The organism is Psychrobacter piscatorii, assembly GCF_043641605.1.
Lineage (GTDB): Bacteria > Pseudomonadota > Gammaproteobacteria > Pseudomonadales > Moraxellaceae > Psychrobacter > Psychrobacter piscatorii_C.
Map to the genome: position 1 here is coordinate 82,525 of NZ_JBHZRK010000012.1, position 22,320 is coordinate 104,844.

The 22,320-nt window shown below is 39.9% G+C and carries 14 protein-coding genes; 8 read left to right on the plus strand and 6 right to left on the minus strand.

Annotation, left to right across the window (positions count from 1 at the left end):
• Positions 1-55 precede the first annotated feature (55 nt).
• Positions 56-238, plus strand: coding sequence for a hypothetical protein (locus tag ACHUET_RS11480; RefSeq protein WP_394212969.1), 183 nt, complete (start codon positions 56-58; stop codon positions 236-238).
• Positions 239-579: 341 nt separating this feature from the next.
• Here the strand turns inward: ACHUET_RS11480 and ACHUET_RS11485 are convergent, their stop codons facing one another.
• The 4 genes from ACHUET_RS11485 to ACHUET_RS11500 form a co-directional block, all read right to left on the minus strand.
• Positions 580-3,930, minus strand: a complete 3,351-nt coding sequence (locus tag ACHUET_RS11485) for a tyrosine-type recombinase/integrase (RefSeq protein WP_394212939.1) — start codon at positions 3,928-3,930, stop codon at positions 580-582.
• Positions 3,917-6,403 (minus strand): hypothetical protein, encoded by a 2,487-nt coding sequence (locus ACHUET_RS11490; RefSeq protein WP_394212941.1) that lies wholly within the window; start codon positions 6,401-6,403, stop codon positions 3,917-3,919. The genes ACHUET_RS11485 and ACHUET_RS11490 overlap by 14 nt, the downstream gene beginning before the upstream one ends.
• Positions 6,400-6,906 carry a hypothetical protein gene (locus tag ACHUET_RS11495; RefSeq protein ID WP_394212943.1) on the minus strand — a complete coding sequence of 169 codons (507 nt, stop codon included), beginning with the start codon at positions 6,904-6,906 and terminating at the stop codon, positions 6,400-6,402. Before ACHUET_RS11495 ends, ACHUET_RS11490 begins: the two co-directional genes overlap by 4 nt.
• A gap of 460 nt (positions 6,907-7,366) precedes the next feature.
• Positions 7,367-8,755 carry a GntP family permease gene (locus ACHUET_RS11500; protein WP_394212945.1) on the minus strand — a complete coding sequence of 463 codons (1,389 nt, stop codon included), beginning with the start codon at positions 8,753-8,755 and terminating at the stop codon, positions 7,367-7,369.
• An 857-nt stretch (positions 8,756-9,612) separates the two neighbouring features.
• On the opposite strand from ACHUET_RS11500, the gene ACHUET_RS11505 reads away from it, so the two are divergent.
• From ACHUET_RS11505 to ACHUET_RS11535, 7 genes are all read left to right on the plus strand, one after another.
• Positions 9,613-11,148, plus strand: a complete 1,536-nt coding sequence (locus tag ACHUET_RS11505; protein WP_394212947.1) for a type I restriction-modification system subunit M — start codon at positions 9,613-9,615, stop codon at positions 11,146-11,148.
• Complete coding sequence (locus ACHUET_RS11510) at positions 11,138-12,424, plus strand: restriction endonuclease subunit S (RefSeq protein WP_394212949.1); 1,287 nt, start codon at positions 11,138-11,140, stop codon at positions 12,422-12,424. Before ACHUET_RS11505 ends, ACHUET_RS11510 begins: the two co-directional genes overlap by 11 nt.
• Positions 12,425-12,544: 120 nt before the next feature.
• On the plus strand, positions 12,545-13,189 hold the full coding sequence (locus ACHUET_RS11515) for a hypothetical protein (RefSeq protein WP_394212951.1): 645 nt from the start codon (positions 12,545-12,547) through the stop codon (positions 13,187-13,189).
• Positions 13,190-13,539: 350 nt separating this feature from the next.
• Positions 13,540-14,220 (plus strand): hypothetical protein, encoded by a 681-nt coding sequence (locus ACHUET_RS11520; protein ID WP_394212952.1) that lies wholly within the window; start codon positions 13,540-13,542, stop codon positions 14,218-14,220.
• Positions 14,221-14,411: 191 nt separating this feature from the next.
• A complete protein-coding gene (locus ACHUET_RS11525) occupies positions 14,412-15,404 on the plus strand; it encodes a restriction endonuclease (RefSeq protein WP_394212954.1) in 993 nt (330 codons plus the stop codon).
• A 71-nt stretch (positions 15,405-15,475) separates the two neighbouring features.
• On the plus strand, positions 15,476-18,778 hold the full coding sequence (locus ACHUET_RS11530) for a type I restriction endonuclease subunit R (protein WP_394212956.1): 3,303 nt from the start codon (positions 15,476-15,478) through the stop codon (positions 18,776-18,778).
• Positions 18,779-18,806: 28 nt separating this feature from the next.
• The gene (locus tag ACHUET_RS11535; protein WP_394212958.1) at positions 18,807-19,631 is read left to right on the plus strand and encodes a M48 family metallopeptidase; all 825 of its coding nucleotides are present in this window, start codon (positions 18,807-18,809) and stop codon (positions 19,629-19,631) included.
• A 119-nt stretch (positions 19,632-19,750) separates the two neighbouring features.
• On the opposite strand, the gene ACHUET_RS11540 is transcribed toward ACHUET_RS11535, so the two are convergent.
• Both ACHUET_RS11540 and ACHUET_RS11545 read right to left on the minus strand, forming a co-directional pair.
• Positions 19,751-20,650, minus strand: a complete 900-nt coding sequence (locus ACHUET_RS11540) for an SMP-30/gluconolactonase/LRE family protein (protein ID WP_394212960.1) — start codon at positions 20,648-20,650, stop codon at positions 19,751-19,753.
• Positions 20,651-20,699: 49 nt separating this feature from the next.
• On the minus strand, positions 20,700-21,863 hold the full coding sequence (locus ACHUET_RS11545; RefSeq protein ID WP_394212962.1) for an iron-containing alcohol dehydrogenase: 1,164 nt from the start codon (positions 21,861-21,863) through the stop codon (positions 20,700-20,702).
• Positions 21,864-22,320: the final 457 nt, after the last annotated feature.

Below are 22,320 nucleotides of genomic sequence, written 5' to 3' on the forward strand. Positions count from 1 at the left end.
GTATATTCTTGGACGAACTAACGGCAATACATTACACCTTATTCGAAACAGTAATGTGCGCTATACTTCCAAGCAAAACGAGTTAATCGAACCATCATTGTTTGCTATAACAATTAGCGATTTTCCAAAGTATCTAGGAATCATCAATGCGGCAGTCGTTGGTTTGCTACTGGCAGCGTTTTATCAACCTGTATGGACAAGTGCTATCCTTGTCGCAAAAGATTTTGGGTTGCTTTGATATTCTGAAAACTACCAGCTTAGCTATTTTTTATTCACATGATTTAGGTTCGATAATATAAAGACTATTAGTATCTTCGATTGTTTTATTAATATCTAAGTATCTCTGTTCTACATTCTTATTTTCATCAATGATACTAAAGTCATCATTATTCGATAAGCTAATGACTCCATCGTTTCTCAACCAAATGCCTTCAATCTGATCATGCTCATAATCAATCTTTGACATGACATTAACAACTAACTCCTTTTTCACAGGTAGAGTTGCCAGCTCAAATAAATACTCCCATCTCAAACTTTCTAAGGCAACAATCTGTTCAAGGGTTTTTCCATGAATGGTATTTAAATACTATTAGATAATTCATTATGTTTGATAGATAGCTTTTCATCTGTAATCAGCATCATATGTACAAAAAACCGTAGTAGCGGTGAGTATTGCCATTTATTCGTTTGCTCTCTATGGTCTTGACTAGCAATACCGATATGGAGAGCATTTTTCGAATCATTAGATTGCTGCTTAATATCTTGATAGTCAGTAGATGACATAGTTTTCATCAATAAAGTTTCGTTGCTACTCACTAGCCAACGCTTCAAAGGTAGCAGTTTCCCAGCAATATCAATGAAACGCTGCAACTTCTTCTCATCTTCTGTTCTAAATGGTAGGTATGCTCTGCTAACAGACAGTTTTTCACGACATATCTCAATCAACCAAGTCCAGTCAGCCCCTGACTTTTCTCGTAGACGATAGGCATTACTTAACAAAAGCGATAGCAATCTTAAATCACTTTGGTATTGAATGTTCAGTGGACTCATTACAGGGGTATTTGAATCTGATAACTTAACAAAGCGAGGTTTGCCGCGTTTGGTAGTGATAGCGGCAACTTCGTTGGCACGTTTTATTAAAATGTTCGCATCGTGAATAGAAATATTTGCTAACTGGGCTGCTTTACTTAAAGGTATCTCTTTATCATAGGTCTGTAGTAGCAGTTGAACTCGGTTTAAACCATAACGACCAAACAGCTCATTATTAGCTGGCGTATTGGTACTCAAGAGAAATTGCTTATCACGGCTTTCGATCGTAAATTTAGGTGACTTGCGTTTTCCTTCTATAATATTTTTAAATAAGAGTGTACGAATACTAGGTATGCTGACGCTACTATTACGAACAGTCGCATTATTCTCCTTAAGCTTTTTGTTCGTAAAACCTGTTACGTTATACAGCGTCCGCTCTGGCAATGTTATATCTGCTTTACTAAGCGTATAGGTCGCCATCAGTGTGGCAAAATGGTTGTAATACTCAAAGCTCCGCTCAGGCGATAAGTGGCCCATAATACCTGAGAGAGCATACCAGCGATCTTGTGCATTGATATGCTCTCCGAGTATGCCTTGTTTGATGCGGAGTACGTCGCTTTCGTCATAATCGGTAAGGGCTTCTACGAGATCTGAATGGCCTACTAGCACCAGAGATAGGTTACTCACTGCCGTATGCCTAAACCCATGAAAGGTATGCTCTGCTACATTATCATCTACCGATATGTCTTTTAAGATTCGTTTGAGTAACTTTAACGGAACATGGTCATCAATAGGGCGTTGCTCTGATGATAAGGTAAAGATAAATTTGCTTGAATTGCCGCCGATATTACTTTGCACAAAGTTAATAAAAAAACTCAGTTCATTAGGCTTTAATAGGGCAAATAAGGGAACGCGGCGAATACTACTTTGAGTCTTAGTTGGACGATAGCTATTGGGCCTGATCACCACTGAGGGTGTGGCTGCCTTTAGACCTTCGATGTCATTATACTTAAGTCCTAACAGCTCTTTTTTGCGCATCCCAGTACGATAGACTAAGATAAATAAAAGCGCGAACATCTCCCGCTCCAATATATCTACAGAACCCAGTATCTGCGTAATAATGGCTTGGTACACTTGCGGTGATATCAGCTCCGCACGTACACGCCGACCATTTTTGGCGTGTTGAAAGTTCACGGAGGGAAGGTTGTATTTGCTCTTAGCAAAATTGTGCATACTCTTTAATAAATTGGCAGAATATCCAATGTCAGTATTGTTTCGTACGACAGCTTTGTATTCTAAAATATCTTCATAGAGCTCTTCAAACTCTTCCTCTGACCAAATATCAAGCGGCTGCGCTGTTGTAAAATACAACCACTCATAGCCTATGGTTTTAATATATTTCAAAATAGTTACGTTGTTCGGTGGTGCTTCTCGGCTTAGCAAACTGAGTACCCAATCTAATAAAATCTTTTCACTTAAATCATCGTATTGCTTATAACGCTTTTGTACTCTTTCGATAAGGGTAGGCGGCTTTTTACTAGTTTTTTGCTTTTTCTGTTTTTCATCCATTTTGAAGTCTTTAGTGAGATTTACAATCAAATCAGACTTTCTAACCTCTATCTTTTTGGTGGAAATGTTAGTTTTTTCTTTTTGATTAGTAGAGTTTTTGCTGATAGACAGCGTTAAAATATGTTCTAGATCATAAGGTTCATTTGTATGCTGATATTTCTGATTCAAAAACCGATAAAAGTCCGGCGTACTCAGTCCTGCAGTGTTATGCATACCTCGCAGTACCCCAACTGAGGCATGATCAATATCAGCGTCATCGAGACCCTCCCAGTAATAACTGGCGTAACGTAAAAACCTTAGAAAGGGAAGCAAGTCAATATTTAAAGGCTTGATCAAATCAGACAAAACCATGGTCAAGTATTGTTTGATCTTATCTTCTGACAGCTTGGCAATGATATGTGTGGTCTCTGCTGGACTGCTGCTTTTATGGTAATTCATCAACCAACACTGACTGACCATATCTACAACGATTTGCTTGGTGTTATAAAGCTTGTCACTACCTTCTTCGCGCTCGTTACCAAAGCGCTTTTGCACAAAGCGCGGCGAGACCATTATCCTTTCTTTGATAAATGGCTGATACTCTTTGGCGAGCAATGAGGTAAGCCACCCTTGTAGCATTTGCACCTCATTGATACCGCCATACACAATTCCTGAGAATATCAGCCAGCCTATAATCTGATCTTGGCTATAATCGGCTGTTTGCTCCCAATTATGCTCTACTGCGCGAACAATTTTGACTAGCACTTTACCGTTTTTAACCCAGCTTTTATCAGTAATTAATGGGTTAAACTTTATAGGCTGTGGCGCGATTATCTTAGGATAGTGATGCTCAGCAAGCATGTAACATTGATTTTGATAATCGATAAACTGACTGACGGTTTGCCATGCTCGTTTTAGTGTCTTGGAGGTTTTATAAGCTTGAGAAACTTTATCCTGAACGATAGCTTGAAACTTATCGAACCCTTCTTCAGACAATGGTTTTAGCTTTTTAGTAAAGTCACGCTGAAATTGACCTAGCATCTGGCTTGCTGGCAACCATAAGCTATCAGAAAAACCTACAGGACTCGGTATAGCTAAAAAGGTGCGAATATCTGGCCAAAGCACTTGCTTGTAATGTTTATTAAAAGATTGGACGAACCTAACGTTGCCAGGATGTATTTCAAGCAAGAGTTCCCATTCGGTCTGTAAATCGGCGAGTAGCTGTATCTCACGTATCCTTACCGTGTCACTGTCTTTGAGTATAGATGGATAAGGCACGTAGCGTTTTTTTCTACCATCAAACTTTGCTAAACCATCAGTAATTTTTGGCAGATGGATATTATCTATTAGCATGTTCTACCCCTATATGTCTTCTCTGTATACGACTGAGTTTAGAATAGCTTTTAATTTCTATAATATTTAACCCTAAATACTCAGCCATCTGCTCAAATATAGGTGCAACACGCCTGATATCTGCTTTACTGCACGATGAGAAACGTCCCAATACTTCTTGTCGAGACTTTTCATGACCAATAATAGTGTTAATGAGTGGAAGCTGAACGCCACGTTTCTCAAGCTGCGTACGTACGAAGTGCCTTGTCCAATAAGGATTGGCATCAATAATATCTTTAGTCATATGATAGGCATCACCGCGCTTAATATCTTTTAAGTGATTTATACTTGCAGATAAGAGCTTTAATAGTGCTTCATCGTTACCTAAGCCAATATTCTTAATAGTTTCGCTGATTTTCTGGTTTGATGGATGTCTAGTTTCATAGTCACTCAAATAGTCTCTATATTCTATTAGAAGGCGTACAATAGTAGGGCATAATGGAATTAGCCGATCAGTTTGCACTTTTTTAACGGGTTTATCATTGATAACAAGCCAGCCCATATCGAGATCGATATCGCACATTTTTCCAAGACCATTATTTGGTCGCACGCCAGTTAAAAGGCAAAAGACAAACCATACAAAGAGACTGGTTCTATTAAAGTGCTCCTCATCGTTTGAACTTTGATCGGTCCAGTACTTCATCTCATTTAAGATGTCGCAAACTGTTCCAATCTTCAGCGCAAATGCTGAGCCCACCGTATATTTATGCCAAGGGGTGATATAAGTTAAGTCAAAGTCACTATGACTATTAAATACGCTCAATGCTGATTTATAGTGTGCAAGGAGTTCCTCACTGGTATGGCTGCTGTAGTACATTGCTGGAGCATGAGGCGCGGCCGTGCGGCAAATAATATCGGCGATATGTGCATGGCAATTTGGCGTATAGCGAGAGAGTACGACGTGTAAAGCCGTTTCTATTCGATTGACTGAAAGGTAAGATAGACCAAGGCTACCACGTAAGTCAGCGAGATAAGCTATAAAGTCCGCTTTCACAGGCAATTTGCAAGCAATCAGGTTATCAATTAGCCATAAGGGTAGTGGGATTTTGATGTCATCAGAGTGGTTTTCGTAATCTTGCTTTGTTAATGTCTGACTAATAGGGCGTTTAGTAATACCAAGGCTATGTTTGATGTAAGCTCTTTTATCGTATATACCAAAAATACTAGGATGTCCGATATAACCTGATATGAGCAACGATTTAAATGGAAGACCAGTGAGCATTGAGAGTAATAGAATACCAGCGCAGACTTTATATGTTTCTGCTTCTGGTAAAGACTTGGCGTCTTGGTGTAGTGCAGCAAACAGTGATTGGTAACCAACAAGAGGGAGCAGTCGTGTATTAGAATTGAGCGCAAGATTGCGCTGAGACATATAGTTTTGCTGCAGTGACAAATCAATATTTTGTAGTGGTATAGACTGTTGTATGAGAGGGTCAGGATAGTTGTCGTAGCTAATATAAGGTGCTTCATTGTGATCGACATACTCTTCGAAACTCGTTGTTAACCCTTCGTGAGTTTCGGTATGGGCGTCCAAAAACTCCAGATCTACAGCAGTAGTATTATGCTCGATATCATCCGGTGTACTGCTCCAGTTATTATCGCTATGTGTACTACCCCAGTTATGAGTCAATGGATTGGAACCAGCCAAATATATCGGAGTATCATCGGATAATTTTATAGGCTTGATACTGTTGTTTTTTGGTGGTTTTTTACGCTTAGGTTTTGCTACCTGTAAATTGTATGCGTGCTGGTAGGCAATCGTTATTTTATCTATTTGGCCAAGCTTAGCCTTTGCTATAGATTCTTCGTTTTTTGCTTTGACTGAGTCACTAATAGGGTTGTTAGTTAATGCTTCAAGCTCACTTTTTTTCTGCTCTAATAGATTATTGAGAATGGTAGATATGTACTCCACACTTATGGTCATCTGAGACAAGTCGGGTAGTTCACGCCAAATCCACGTTCGTCTTATAGAGCTTGAAAACTGAGCTTGTTTAAACTGCATTAATATATTATCAGTGTGCTTTTTTATACCATTCGGCATCAGCAGTACGCTGGTGTGCATTGCTATAGCTAGCCAAATCAGGTTTCTTCTTAGAAAATCATGGGGGACTCTGTTTATAGGGTTCTGCATGAGAATGAGTAGCTGCATCATCAGCGGCTTTTGTGCCAGTGCTGATTTGCTAGTCTCCATATAGCGGCGAGCCACTGGTTGCTTCTGTAATATCTGTACGATACGCTCGAACAAATTTTGAACAGAGCCATCCGGATATACATAGCTATCATTTACTGCAATCACTATGGCAGATATGGCAGCTAAAACTTCTTCTGGATATGTAAATGTTTCATCATCGTTAAGTGTATTAACGATATCTGTCATTGCTTGAGTACTAAGCCATTCTAACTGTTCATCAATACTTTCAGTATTTTCCATCATAAAACACTCTCAGAAGGACGTCTATGATAGGTTTGCTCATTGATGTTTATGAGTTGACAAAACGTAGTGATGGGAAAGGTATTCTTGTTGAATAACTCTTGATTGATACTCGCAGTTAAAATCTCATTTAAGCAACTATAGATAAGTTTTATATCTAAGCTCTTTTTATACCGTGCGATGATGTCAACCAATTCATAAAAAGGTATGCCAAACACCAACTGATCTTCACTTATACTACCTATACTCACATCCTTTCTGGCTGTTTTCTGATCTATTTCAAACGGTTTTAAGAAGTGGAGTTCGAAATTATTGACCATCGACCATACTGTCTTTTCTTTAATAAATAATGTAGGTCTGAAGAAGACTCGGTTTTGCTCCATTTCTATATTATGGCTATCCATTGAAGGTCGAATATGATTAACGTAAATATCGAACAAACTAACGATATCTGGATGTATCGTCACTGTGTTTTTTTGAAGCTTAGCTATTGATATCCTATCCATATCTTCCTCAATTATTCAGTGTCTTGTAGATGAACTACTCTTTACATATATCCTTCAGATGACCTCCACTAATACTTTACGAGGACCAACTAATAATTGAAAGCCAATTTATGAGGTTTTAGGGCAAAGACTTAAACTAAGCGACAGTGAATGACGTCTTGCTGTATTTTTAAGCCTCTATAGACAAAATTGATGACAATTCTATTTATAGACCGAAAGTCTTAACGTTGAAGAATATAGAGGACGTTTATGATGAGATAAAAAAGCTAGGAGGTTTTACTAAACTGGTAAGAAAAGTGTTTTATATGGCTTTAAGACACCATGTAGCTTTGATTTTTGTGATGCTATTTGCCAGCTATCAAGTGATAGTGCTTATTGATAGAGCTTTATCGGAAAAAGCAGTTGTAGCTAAGACGTATGGCAAACGTCCATAGCTACATAGACAGGAAATCGCATCTTTCTAAAAAGATCCGAATAGGGTACCGAGTATAATCACTAGGACAAGAGCAATTAAAGGAATGACCACAGCAGTCGCAAATATATCTTTATAAGACTCTCTATGAGTCAAACCACAAATAGTTAGCATTGTTATTATTGCCCCATTATGTGGTAATGAATCCAAACCGCCGGAAGCCAAAGAAGCAATACGATGCATTAATTCAGGGTCAATATTATATTGTTCTGCCAATTGCATATAGCTTGCACCCATGATTTCTAACGCTATACCCAAACCACCTGAAGCTGACCCAGTAATACCTGCTAAAACGTTAACCATAATGGCTTCTGATATGAGAGGGTTGCCAGGCGCAATTCCCATAAGAGACTGTTTGATAATAGCGAAACCTGCAAGAGTTGCAATCACGGAGCCATAGCCCACTTCTGAAGCTGTATTAAAAATAGGCAGTAAAGATCCGGTAGCACCTTTGTTTAAACTTTCTGCCACATTATCTATTCTTTTGAAACTCGAAGCAATAACAAACACACAAGCTAAAAACAACGATAAAATAATGGCCCATATACCAATAACTGAGCTCAAGGCTACGCCACCAAACTTTTCGTCAGCTAAGTAACTGTTGTTCCATAACGGTATTATAATTTTTGAAAAAGCATAGTTGCCTATTATCACAATGAGAATAGGCGATAATGCGAGCCAAAAATTGGGTATGTCGATACCTGAGTAAGGCTCTTTTTCATTTAACGTATGATTTCCATAACCTTCATTATTTGCACTTGCAATACGCGTTTGGCGATTCATCCACAACATACCTCCGCCTAGCATGACTATCGAGGCAATAATGCCTAAACCAGGAGCTGCAAATGCATCGGTCTCAAAATAAGGCATCGGTATGACATTATGAATGGCAGGTGAGCCTGGCAATGCCGTCATGGTTAAGGTTAGGGCACCGATGCAGATGGCTCCAGGTATCAGTCTTTTAGGTATGTTCGTCTGCTTAAATAAGGCGGCAGCAATGGGATATATTGCGAAAGTGACGACAAAGGCTGATACACCTCCATAAGTCAAGATTGAACATGCTAAGACGACGGCTAACAAAGCATGTTTGTCTCCCAGTTTATCCACGATGTTGCGTGCGATGCTATAGGCGTAACCAGAGTCTTCCATCAACTTGCCAAAAATCGCACCTAAGATAAATAGCGGGAAATATTTCACAGCAAAGCCACCAAGCCCCTGCATAAATACTTCAGTATAAATCCCCATGGTTTGACTGCTATCACCACTTAAAACAACAGCTAAGATAGCGAGTAGGGGCGCTAAAACTAATACGCTAACTCCCCTATAAGCAAAATATATTAAGAGTGACAAAGACAAAAAAATTGCAAAAATACTCATAGTTTAAATTCCCTTCCATGGAAAAATACGCTGTAAAATTATACTTTGTGAATAAGATAATGCTTCTGATAAACAGAATTTAGTCTGGTTATTACGTGATAAAAATTTCTAGGATCTTCTCAGTAGTTGATATTTAGACGGTGAAATATCGTCATGAATATCGAATAAATAAAAGCACCTTATGCCATAGCGTAAAGGATCACTGATATCTAATCATTTCGTAGATAGAGCATTAGGGTTAATGCCTAGCGTATTCACAGCGATATATACGACTCGAATTATTCTCGATATCAAGGCGTACTCATAGCATCAAACACACATAACTATGGCTTTATAGCTCAAGTTAATACTATTTGATCGGTACCTGAAGAGTTTTGGCTTATAAGAGTGAACTGACTGAATGGTTGTTCATAATAGCTATCCTTAGCATGAATGAAATACGATTAATACAACTGCTATAACAATGTGATGTGCAAACACTGAAAGGTTTGCCATTGTTTAAATACAGTTATATATAAAACGATACATTATGTATCGAGTTAAAATCTAACAGAGATATAAACAAATATCAACTATTAAACCTTAGTAGTCATTAGATAGTCTCAGTGGTTTACTCTGAAAAATAAGACGGTACTATATTGAAGAGATTGTAGAGACAAATTCGGTAAACTAATGATGCAGTGATGAGTGTGCTATGAGTAAGAACAACCAAGGCGATAGCTTGGTACTTCCAATGCCGCTACTTTGATAAATTCTAATAACTAAAAGCCCATCATTTTAAGATATCGACTATATACCCTGCTATCATTACACCACTATAATAACCAGCAATTTTCCAGCGCGTTAAGGAATAACAAATGCCCGACAGTACTGCTAGTCATATTACCCAAATCAATCAAGACGACATCAATAAAGCCGTCTGGAATGCCTGTGACACGTTTCGCGGGGTCATTAGCGCCGATACCTATAAAGACTTTATCTTAACCATGCTGTTCCTAAAGTATTTATCAGACGTCTATAGAGATGAATACAACAAGCTGGTCGAGCAGTTTGGCGACAACCCCGAACTGATCCATGCCATGATGTCCAAGCAGCGTTTTGTATTGCCTGAAGGCGCAAGCTTTTGGGATCTATACGAGCAGCGTCATCAGCCAGGCAACGGTCAACGTATTGATGAAGCGCTACATGCGATCGAGGAAGCCAACGGTACTAAGCTCAAAAACGTCTTCCAAGACATCAGTTTTAACACTGATAAACTGGGTCAAGAAAAACAAAAGAATGAGCTTCTACGCCATTTATTAGAAGACTTTGGCAAAGAGATTCTGAACCTAAGCGTTGAGCGTGTTGGTAGCCTCGATGTTATTGGTAATGCGTACGAGTTTTTGATTAAGCACTTTGCAGCTAGTAGTGGGGCAACGGCTGGTGAATTCTATACGCCACCAGAAGTATCGAATTTACTGGCGACTATTCTTGAGCCTGTCGAAGGTGATGAAATCTGTGATCCTGCTTGTGGTTCAGGGTCGCTACTCATTAAGTGCGGGGCGATGGTACGCAAAAACTCAAATTCCAAGAAGTATGCGCTATACGGCCAAGAAGCCATTGGCTCGACATGGGCACTGGCCAAGATGAATATGTTCCTACACGGTGAGGACAACCACCGTATCGAGTGGGGCGATACCATCCGTAATCCGCTGCTACTCGATAAAGACGGCAAGCGCTTATTGCAGTTCGATGTGGTGACCGCCAATCCACCGTTTTCACTAGATAAATGGGGTCATGAAGATGCCAGCAGCGATGCCTATGGTCGCTTCCATCGCGGTGTACCGCCTAAGACTAAGGGCGACTATGCCTTTATCAGTCATATGATTGAAACGCTCAAGCCTGCGACTGGCCGTATGGGTGTGGTCGTGCCGCATGGCGTGCTATTCCGTGCGTCAAGTGAAGGTAAAATCCGTCAGCAACTTATCGAAGAAAACTTACTCGATACGGTAATTGGCTTACCCGAAAAGCTGTTCTTTGGGACGGGGATTCCAGCCGCTATTCTGCTATTTAAAAAGAACAAAACTGATGACACGGTACTGTTTATCGATGCCAGTAATGAGTTTAAATCCGGTAAAAATCAAAACCAACTGACTGAAGACAATATTGCTAAGATCATTGAGACTTATAAAGCGCGGGAAAGCGTTGATAAATATGCGTATCTAGCGAGCTTTGATGAAATAGCAGAAAACGACTTTAACCTAAACATTCCACGCTATGTCGATACCTTTGAGGAAGAGACGGAGATTGATCTGGATGCGGTGCGTACTGAACGGCTCGAATTAAAAGCTGAATTGGATACGCTAGAGACTGAGATGGCAGGGTTTTTAAAGGAGTTGGGTTATGGACAATAACTCTGTTCTTGCTAATAAGCTAGTAGGTAAAATCCCAGAAGACTGGTCCTATATTAACTTCAAAGATGTTTACGGTAAGCCAATTCGTGACTTTGGAAGTTTCTCTACTACGAAATTAATTACGTTCTTAAGTGATGGCGTACCTTTTTTGAAGTCAGAGATGATTAACGAGGGTTCAATTGACTGGACAAATACTTACTATATTTCCGAAGAAGTCCATAAGTTATTAAATAAGTCTTATGTTGAAAAAGATACTATCCTTTTTTCCAAAATAGGATCAGCTCTAGGTAAAGCAGTTGTATACACTGGAGAAAAAGGGGTTTGTAATAGTAATGCAGCTATTGCAAAGATTATCTTAAATGAACAAATTGCTGATAAATATTACTATACTTATATATTGAATAATTCATTGGCAAAAAAACAGTTTCTGAGGTTAATTGTTAGCTTGTTACCTAGGATTAACCTAGGTGATATTAGCGACCTAGTACTTCCTCTACCACCTCTCCCAGAACAACAAAAAATCGCCAAAATTCTATCGACTTGGGATAAAGCGATTAGCATCACCGAGCGTTTGATTGACAATAGTACCCAGCAGAAAAAAGCGTTGATGCAGCAATTGCTGACGGGTAAAAAGCGTTTGCTTGATGATGAGGGTAAACGGTTTGAGGGTGAGTGGGAAAAAGAAATCTTAAAAAATCTAGGTAAGACTTTTATTGGTTTAGTTACTACTATGACTAAATCTTATGTTGATGAGGGTATACCCTTAATCAGAAACTCAGACATAAAACCCAACCACATTACTAAAGAAAGAATGCTAAGTCTATGCGAAGAATTTGCGACTAAGCATGAAAATCGTAAGCTGAGAGAAGGAGATGTTGTAACAGTTCATACAGGCGAGGTTGGTGTTTCAGCTGTGATAGATAGAGAATTAGATGGCTGCATTGGGTTTGCAACTCTCAATACTAGACCTGATACCGAAAGGTTGAATCCACATTTTTTAAGCTGGTACTTTAACTCTGAGTATTTCATAAACTGGTGTGTTTCGATGTCTACGGGAGACGGTCGTCAGAACTTAAATTTGAAAGATTTTGTCAAAGCAGAAGTACCTCTTCCAAGTTTAGATGAACAGAAGAAAATTGTATCTGTATTAACCAATGCCGTTAAAGAAATCGAATTGCTGGAACAACAGCTTGCCGATTTAGAGCAAGAGAAAAAGGCGTTGATGCAGGTGTTGTTGACGGGTAAGAAGCGGGTGGTGATAAACGATAGAACTTAAGCGTTATAGATACTACTAACCGCTTAATTTATTACTACATTATTAATGTCAAATATACTCTAGTAAAAAATGTGAGTTGTTGTTATTATCATTTATTAAACATAATTTGATTAATACGACATGTCTTTTTTAAAAAATCTAGGGAAGGGTTTAGGAGAGGGCGCGGGTTTTGTGCTTGGCGGTAGCGTTAAAGCCGCAGGAAAATTCGTAAACAATGACTTTATTCAAGAAATTGGAGAGTCCGTTGATGGCTCAATGAGAAATACGGGAAATATCCTTGGCAATGTAGCTGATGGTATAGCTGAGGTAGGTATTGGCGCTTTTGACAGTGATAGTGCTCGATGTGACAAAGGCTTTTCAGACTTAGGAAAAACAACAAAAGCCGTGGGCAATCAACTATTAGTGGCTGCTGGTCAAATTGTAGGAGATACCATTGATACCGCAGATGGTTTGCTTGAGCGTGACTGGGATAAAGTGAAAACGTCAGGTAGAAGCTTAGCAAAAGTTGTGGCTGTCTCTACCATCGCCATTGGTGTAGTAGATGCAGTAGATGGCGTTGACACTTCTGGAGCAGAAAGCTTAGCAGCAGCGGACAGCTCTACAGTCGCCGACAGTACTCAAATTGAAAACTACAATGTACATGACGTTTCACCTCATGAAAGAGTCTTACCAAATGGAGATGTTATTTGGGTAGATGGTGACGGTGATACTAGCGTGGACAGAGATACAGGCTGGACTCAAACGAACCCAAATTATCGTGCTTGATAGAATGTTTCTTCTCTACTAGATCATCTATTCTATGTTCGGACTAAAGAAAAGGGTTTTTTATGGGCGCGTTGATTGTGTTGGTCATTACTGGATCAGGTTTAGTAGTTGTGCTTTCTATTGGTTTACTAATTTTAAGAGCAATAGTAAGTCTCTTTAGATAAAAGCACTTTCAATAGAGGGTGATAGTGTTTTTAAAGACAGTTTCCTTATTAGCCCGCATGTAAAGCATACTCAATATAACCGCCACGCTTACTATCCTTCGGGCAACGCGTAACCTTGGCGGTTTTTTGTTGCCTTTTATCATTAAACTACTATCCAAAAAATCGAATCTAAAAAGGCGTCACTTAATGTTAAAACGAGCTTTAGTCCTATTTTTTATACTATCTTCAACGGCTATGGCTGCTCCTGTAGTAGAAGGTGTCTATGTCAGCGGCACCAATAAAAGAGTACACCTAAGCAGTTTTGAATATGAGGGTGCTAAACACTACGAGCTGTTCCTTGCTAATATGATTGGCGACTCTAGCTTTGTCACTGCTAGTAAAGCTAAACCCATCCAAGACAATAGCACTGTTGTTTTTAAAGTACCAGAGAGTGGTTATCTAGACTATCAATCAAACTTAGGTTGCCGAGTTGAAGCGAGCTTTTCACCCAATGAAATTCAGTTAAAGAACTTAAGCAATTGCACTTCTACTGAAAGGGCGTTTAACGGTTCTTACGTCTATTCGAAAAAATCTAGTATTGTTCCTAAAAAGTACCAAGGCTCTTGGGGAGACTGCGATCTCCCTAAAGCAATTCGTGAGCCAGCATTTTTAAGTGATAGCAAAGGTTCTTCAAATGGCACTCAACGATTCGACGTTATCAAAGTAGATCCTATATCTTCGAATGAATTGAATGTCATAGGCGCTTTTTATTATGAAGCTGACCCAGTCATACACACAATAAATTATAAATATCTATCTGATAAGAGTGTGAGTATTAAAGCCGATTGGGATGACAGTTCATCAAATTATAAAAAATGTCGTGACTAGCTCTACACTTCTTACGCAATAATGGTATGACTGATCCTAGCATCAACCCGCCTAAGCGTTACTCATCATACTGGCTATTAGCGCTTGTAGCCTAGCAGTTATTAGAGAGTAAGCGTAGATTGATCGTTGAATATCAATATACATATAGAACATGGTTGGTTTTTATATCTCACCTAAAAGGAAATTGGTAAATGACTCAAGTCAACTTTGTGATGGTCAGAAGTCCCAAGCTTATTAAAAATAATCAGATTGGCTATGGTTGGGCGAGTGTTAATTTTTCTCAATTTGAGACTGTCAAAGATTTAATTGACCAAGGGTTCAAAGGTATCGGTAGAGGACGACAAACCAATCAAATAAAACGCTATTTTAATCTTAAGCAAGGTGACTATGTAATTGTTCCTTTTTCTGGAGCAGTTGCTGTTGCGGAAATAGTTGGTGAGAAAAGTTATCAACCTGTTACCGAAGGCATTCAGTATGGGGAGAATAGAATATCTGTCAGATATCTAAAGCATAAGGATGGTTACTTTATCCCTAGAGGTAACTTATCAACTGCCCTGCAAAACAGACTTAAAATACGCATGACTGTTTGTGATTTGAATGAGTTTTCGGATGAGTTATATAAGCACATAGAATCGATTAAGAACGACAAGCTATATACATGGAACAATGAACAAGAACTTAAAATACAGCAAAACACTGAGAATTTTAAAGTTGATTTACTATCTAGACTGCGCAGTAATAAAGATATAAACCTTCAGTCTGGTGGCATTGGTCTTGAACACCTTATTAAGGAAATTTTAGAAGCTAAAAACTACACTGCACGTATACCTGCGAAAAATGAGAAATCGGGCATACAAGATGTCGATGTCATTGCGACACGTTTTTCAGAATTCTCAGAAAAGAAGGAAGGCATTTTTATTCAAGTTAAGCACCATGATGGTACAACAGGGAATCATGGTATAAAGCAAGTTGCAGAGTATGAGGTCAATGAAGATGATTACTCCCAAATCGACAAAGTTCTGATTACCACTGCCGACTTTAAAAATAATGATTTTGCAGATTTGCACAATGTTACTGTATTAGCAGGAGCTGATTTCGTCAACTGGATATACGATAACCTTAATCTGTTATCAGATGACAGTCTCTCATCACTTGGGATATCGAGCTTGCCTACGCTACTATGATGTAAATTCAAAATATGCATGAAATTCATTTCATGCATAGCTATTAATGCTTATAAATAACGAGCTACCGTATGGATACCAGCCCTAGCATCAATTTTGCCGAAGAATTCAGCTCAAAAATTCCTGCTTTAACTTTACTCACTACACTGGGCTACGAGTTTATTCTACCCAGTCGATGCAACGCCATGCGCTCAAAAGTGGCTACAAACAAAGCCACTGACCAAGTGGTATTACTGCCCATCATGCGTGCGTTTTTAGCCAAGCAAACCTTTACATTTGAAGGTCAGGCGCATCCTGTATCAGACAGCGCCATTGATAAGATCATGCATGAGCTAAACCCAGCGATGAACTTAGGCTTGCAGCTCGCCAATGAGAAACTTTATAACGCTATGCTCTATGGCGTGACCGTGACTGAGTTCATCTATGGTAAGAAAACCTCGCAGACCGTCGCTCTGATAGATTGGAATAATATTGATAATAATAGCTTTCACGTTACTGAAGAGATGGTAGTACAGAATACTGAGGGCACAGGTAATGTCATTCCTGATATCGTTTGCTTCGTGAACGGTCTACCGCTGGCAGTGATCGAAGCCAAGCGCCCTGATTCGAGTAGAGAGGGACAGTCGACCAATGCTCAAGCGGTGTCCCAGCATATTCGCAATCAAAAGCCAAAATTTATTCCAAACCTATTTGCCTATAGCCAGTTATTACTCGCGGTTAACGGTAATGACGGTCTGTATGCCACTTGCGGTACGCCTGAGAAGTTTTGGGCAAAATGGGTTGAAGAAGAAATTTCTGAGCCTGAGTTTCATCGTTTAAAGAACCAAGCACTCAGTCCTAAGCAAGTTGAGAACTTGTTTGGTGATCGTCCTACCTCTATTAAAGAGGAATATAAATCATTGATTGCTGGCGGTGATCTAGTCGTCACTGACCAAGACCGCTTAATCATCAGCCTTTTGCAGCCACAGCGTCTGCTTGAGATGACGCGTATGTTTACCTTGTTTGATAAAAAGGTGGGCAAAATTATCGCCCGTTATCAGCAAGTCTTTGGTATCAAAGCTTTGATTGAACGTATTAGCACTTTCGACGAAAAGGGTAGTCGTGAGGGTGGTGTGATCTGGCATACCACAGGCAGTGGTAAATCTTTCACCATGGTGTTCTTCTCCAAGGCGCTTATTTGGTTAGAGGAGCTCGCGAAGTGCCGCGTCATTGTTGTCACCGATCGTGTCGATCTAGAAACTCAGCTTAGTCAAACCTTTGCTTCTGGTGGTGTATTATCCGATCGAGATAAAACTGATGCCATGGCAACCTCTGGTCGCCGCTTAGCGCAGCAAATCGGGCATGGTAATGAACGCGTTATTTTCTCCATTATTAATAAGTTCGGCTCAGCCGTTAAGTATGATGAATGCTATAACGATAGCCCAAACATCATCGTCATGGTTGATGAAGGTCACCGTAGCCAAAATGGTGAGAATAATATCCGTATGGCGCAAGCCTTGCCAAACGCTGCTTTTATTGCCTTTACGGGTACGCCATTGCTTAAGGATGACAAGACTGAGAATAAATTCGGTAGCATCATTCACTCTTATACCATGCAGCAAGCGGTCAAAGACAAAACCGTCACGCCACTCTTATATGAAGAGCGTATCCCTGAGCTCAATACCAATGACCAAGCCATCGATGCTTGGTTTGACCGTATCACCCAAAAGCTTACCGATGATCAAAAAACTGACCTCAAACGTAAGTTCTCCCAAAAAGGTCAAATTTATCAGGTTGAGGGTCGTATTGAGCTGATCGCTCATGATATCTCTGATCACTTCCAAAACTTTAAACAGCAGCATCTTAAAGGTCAACTGGCCTGTGACTCTAAAGCCTCAGCTATCCGCTATAAAATGGCGTTAGATAAGATTGGCAAAGTGACCTCAGTGGTCGCTATGTCACCACCTGATACTCGTGAAGGGCATGATACTGTCGATGGAGAGTCAAAAGACATCGTCCAGAATTGGTGGCAAGATAATGTCGCCAAAGAGTATGGCGGTGATGAAAAGGCATATACCAAAGCTATTATAGAAGCTTTTAGTCAGGATGATGGTCCTGACATTATGATCGTTGTCGATAAGCTACTAACGGGCTTTGATGAGCCAAAAAACACCGTACTGTATATCGATAAGCCCTTAAAGCAGCACAACCTGATTCAGGCGATTGCACGGGTAAACCGCTTGCATGAGAAAAAACGCTTTGGTTATTTGATTGATTATCGCGGCATCTTAAAAGAGCTGGATATCACCATTGAAAAATACCAAGACTTAGCAGAACGTACGCAAGGTGGCTTTGATATCGATGACCTCAAAGGTCTATATAACGCGATGGATACTGAGTACAAGCAGTTACCTAGACTACATAGCGAGCTGTGGGCGATATTCTCATCGGTGAAAAATAAACAAGATGGGCAAGCGTTAAGACAGGTGCTTGCACCAAAGATGCAGGACATTGATGGTAGAGTAGTCGATACCAAGCTCAAAGAGCGTGATGACTTTTATGCAGCTTTAGCCGCATTTTCTAACGCCATGAAAATTGCGTTGCAATCGGCGTCTTTCTTTGAAGACAAATCATTTGATAGCAAGCGTGATCGCTACAAAGCCGATCTAAAAGCCTTTATCAATCTACGTAAGCAAGTGCGCGAGGATGCTGATGAAACCATCGATTATGATGAGTATGAAGCAGATATTCGTAGCTTACTTGATAAGCATATCGCTGGACTTGAGGTTCGTGAGGCAAAAGGTGCTTACTTAGTTGGTAACTTAGGTAAGGATGTTAAGCCTGAAGAATTAAGCGATGATGAAGCGCGCAACCAAACGGATAAAATCACTGGTCGTGTCACTAAGATGATTGAGCAGGATCTGGCTGATGATCCTTATGCCCAAGAGTATTTTTCTAAATTGCTCAAGCAAGCGATTGCTGATGCTAAAGCCATGTTTGATGCACCAGTAAAGCAGTACATGATGTTTGCTGACTTTGAGCAAGCCGTCAAAGACCGTGATGTCGCCGATGTACCAAATGAGTTTGTCGATGATAGTGGTAAATTGAACAAACATGCTCAGGCGTACTTTGGTTTGTTTAAGCATTTATTCGATGCTGATTTCTTGATAGATAAAGAGCTAGATAACGACAAGCTAGTCGCTTACGCCTTTGAGATTGATAAGATCGTCAAGACAGCGGCAGCTGAGTACTCTATCAATCCAGCAGAGATCGAAAATGCTATTAGTGTCAAATTGCTACCGATGTTATTTATGGATTTGGGTATCGATAAAGCACAACAGCTCATCGAGGAAGTACTAAAGATTACCCGCCTTGGACTTTCCAGAGACAAGTAGCCTAAGAGCAGCAATAGGGTAGTAGGCAATGACTGAGAATGGTGTGTTTTATTATGGTCAAGATAAGATTGATTATGAAATAGTGCGTAAAGAAGCAACTGATAAAGAAAAGATAAATAAGCCTGAAAGCGACAAGCTGATTGCTAAAAAGACCAAGCCTCGAAAAGTGGTTATCAAAGTACATCCTGATCAGCGTGTGGTTGCCACCGCACCTGTCGATGCTACCGATGAGATGATTTATGGTGCGATGATGAAGCGTGCGCGCTGGATATGGCAAAGCCTACAGGACTTTGCCAAGCAACAAGATCATGTATTACCCAAACGTTATGTTAGCGGCGAAACCCAGTTTTATCTGGGTCGTCGTTACGTGTTAAAAGCGATAACCAATATAGAAACTGCCAATGTAATACATAGCACTGTGAAGCTTAGTCGCGGTAAGTTAAATATAGAATTGTCTCAAAGCGATTCTACATTAAATATTGAAGAACGAACTGCTATCGTCAAAAGCCTAATTGATGAATGGTATAAAAATAAAGCCAAGCTTATCTTTATAGAACGCCTAGAGGTGGTATTACCTAAAGCAGCGTGGGTAACTGGTACGCCAGCTTTCAGACTGTTAGTTATGAAGAAGCAGTGGGGCAGCTGTTCAGTGAAAGGTAATCTAATACTCAATCCGCACTTAGTAAAAGCACCTAAAGAATGCATTGATTACGTGATATTGCATGAGCTGTGTCATATAGCTGAACACAACCACAGTGAGCATTTCTGGCGGCTACTAACGCAAGTAATGCCAAACTGGAAAGAGGTAAAGGCTAGGCTTGATGGGATGGCTGAGCTATATTTGAATGAGTGAGTCATAACACCTTTATCATAATTAGCATGAAAACCACCTTCAAAAAAGTAGCTAGCTATCAACTAAAATAACCCATATCAGATGGGTTATTTTAAGTCCAGTTCTGAGATGCTTTTTAACTATGGCGTACCTGCATGCCCCACCTTAACTTGCACAGCTAACATACGTCCTTTAGTTTCTGCCTTGCGAGAGGCCTCATCCCAGTCTGGAGCCGCGCACATAAATAGTGTCTTACCATCTTGTCCACCAAGAGTAACCGCAAAGATACCATCAGGTGCAGTATCGATAGTTTCTAAAATTTCACCACCCTCTGCTATGCGTACCGCTCGCTGATTTATGGTATCTGCGATCCACACAGCACCCTCGGCATCCAAGGTCAAACCATCAGGTAATATGCTAGCATTTTCTATACGTAGACCAAGATTTGGCTCATCACCTAATTCTCCAAAATTAGCAAAGTCACGCTTTTCTCCGAGGCTACCATCCTCCTTGATATCAAACTGCGTGACTTTATTACCAAATAGCTCGTTAACGATCAATGTTTTCTGATCTGCAGAGATAACCATCCCATTTGGAAATGCCAATCCTTCAGCGACAACCTGTGAGCTTCCATCAGGCTTAACCAACACAAGCCCTGTGTTTTCATGGTCAGCGCCACCCATCAAATCAAAACCAAAGTTGCCGACATAAGCATTACCATTGGCTGAAACCACCATGTCATTTGCATGACCACCGCAATGCTCCCAAATATCAGCGTGAACGACCAAGTTACCATCATTTTCTAGTCGTAAGACTTTGCGGTCTTTCATCGACACAACCAGCAAGCGCCCATCAGGCAACCATCCTAAACCGGAAGGTTGCTGTTCAACATGGATGATTTTCTCTGTTACTCCTTCATTGTTAACTCGATAAACGCCTTGAGTATAGAAATCGACAAACCATAGCGCATTTTGATACCAGCGAGGTCCTTCTAAATAGTGAAAGCCATCAACAGCAACTTCTATTTTATATTTCGACATAATCATCTTCCTTGATTGATAGACAAAATTATTTAAACAATATTTCTTATCAGGCTATTTCTTCATATATTGCAGTGACTTCCTCTAAAGTCATATCTTTGGGATTGGTCGCGATTAGTCGTGCATAGGTATTGATAACTATGTCGGCTAAGGCAGGAATATCGTTCTTTGTAATATCCAATTCACTCAAACGGTATTTAAGACCACTGTTTTCCAAAAACATTTTTAGTTGACTAATAAATGAAGTCGCTGCGTCTAAATCTGTCATTCCAGCTGTCTGAGTAGGCATGACAGCACGAGCAAGCTCTGCGTATAGAGGAGCAGCTTCTGATAAGTTAAATGTGAAAACACCACACATGACGAGTGCATTAGCATGTCCATGTGGAATGTGGAAGTTAATACTAAGAGGGTAGGAGAGCCCGTGAACAGCGGCTACAGAGGCATTGACGAAGGCGATGCCTGCCAGTGTGGAACCTAACAGCATATCGGCACGAGCATCAATATCGTCACCTTGGTTTAACACTTTTTCAAAATTATTCCAAAGCATCTGTAAGCCTTTTAGGGCTAGTGCATCTGAAATAGGATTCTTTTTAGTGCGACTGGTATAGGCTTCAATACAATGCACCATGGCATCAAGCGCAGTTGCTGCAGTGATATGACGGGGTAATTTTAGTGTTAATGTTGCATCTAAAATGGCGACGTCAGGTAGGATTTTAGGAGTATAAATGGCTTTTTTACTGCCATCTTTTGAGGTAATCACGGAGACAAAGGTAGACTCTGCGCCCGTACCAGCAGTAGTCGGTATGGCAAATAGCGGCAGCTTTTTGAAACCACTAATATCTCTATCTAAAATATCGTTAACGGACTGAAAGTCATTTGGATACAAAGCGACAATCTTCGCTGTATCAATAGAGCTTCCGCCACCTAAGCCAATGATCAAGTCACATTGATTGTCTCTTGCACGATCAATAGCGCTTTCAACAATTTCAATGGGCGGGTCTGCAACGACACTATCGAACACAACGACATTAACACCGGCTTCCTGTAAGGATTGCTGGGCGATATCGACATAGCCTAGTTCGGAGATACCAGCATCTGTAATAATGATGGCTGATGTTGCAGAATATTGTTTTGCTAAAACACCTAGCTTTTGGCGCATGCTGTCAGCTTCGCTGACAATATGACCATTAGTATAAAGTTCAATCCCTGTCATTTTATTCTTCCTTGTATATATATACTCACTTGTTGAGAACAAACGATGCAAAAGTAAGAGTGCTTTTGTATTGATTAGACTCTTATAAGGCGTCAATGCTTTTCAAGCGTATTAGGTAACTACTTACCTTATTAACATTTTTACTTTCAATACATTTTTACAAGAGCAGTGTGCAGTGAGCTGCAAAAAAACGTATTAAAAAATTCTAGGTACCATAAAAGCAAGCAATATCTGAATTTATCAGCATGCTTAACTAGCCGATGTTTGTAAGGTATTACATTATCATAAACATTAGAGAATAGTCATTAAATGATTTGACAGCTATCACTTTAGTTGCTAATTTCAGTTGTACGTTAAGTATATATTGACCTAATTATTTAGGTGGTGTTCTAAAAAGTATGCTGGCATCAGACGTAGCCATAATTGACATAAAAGAACACCAGATCGAATACTTTAA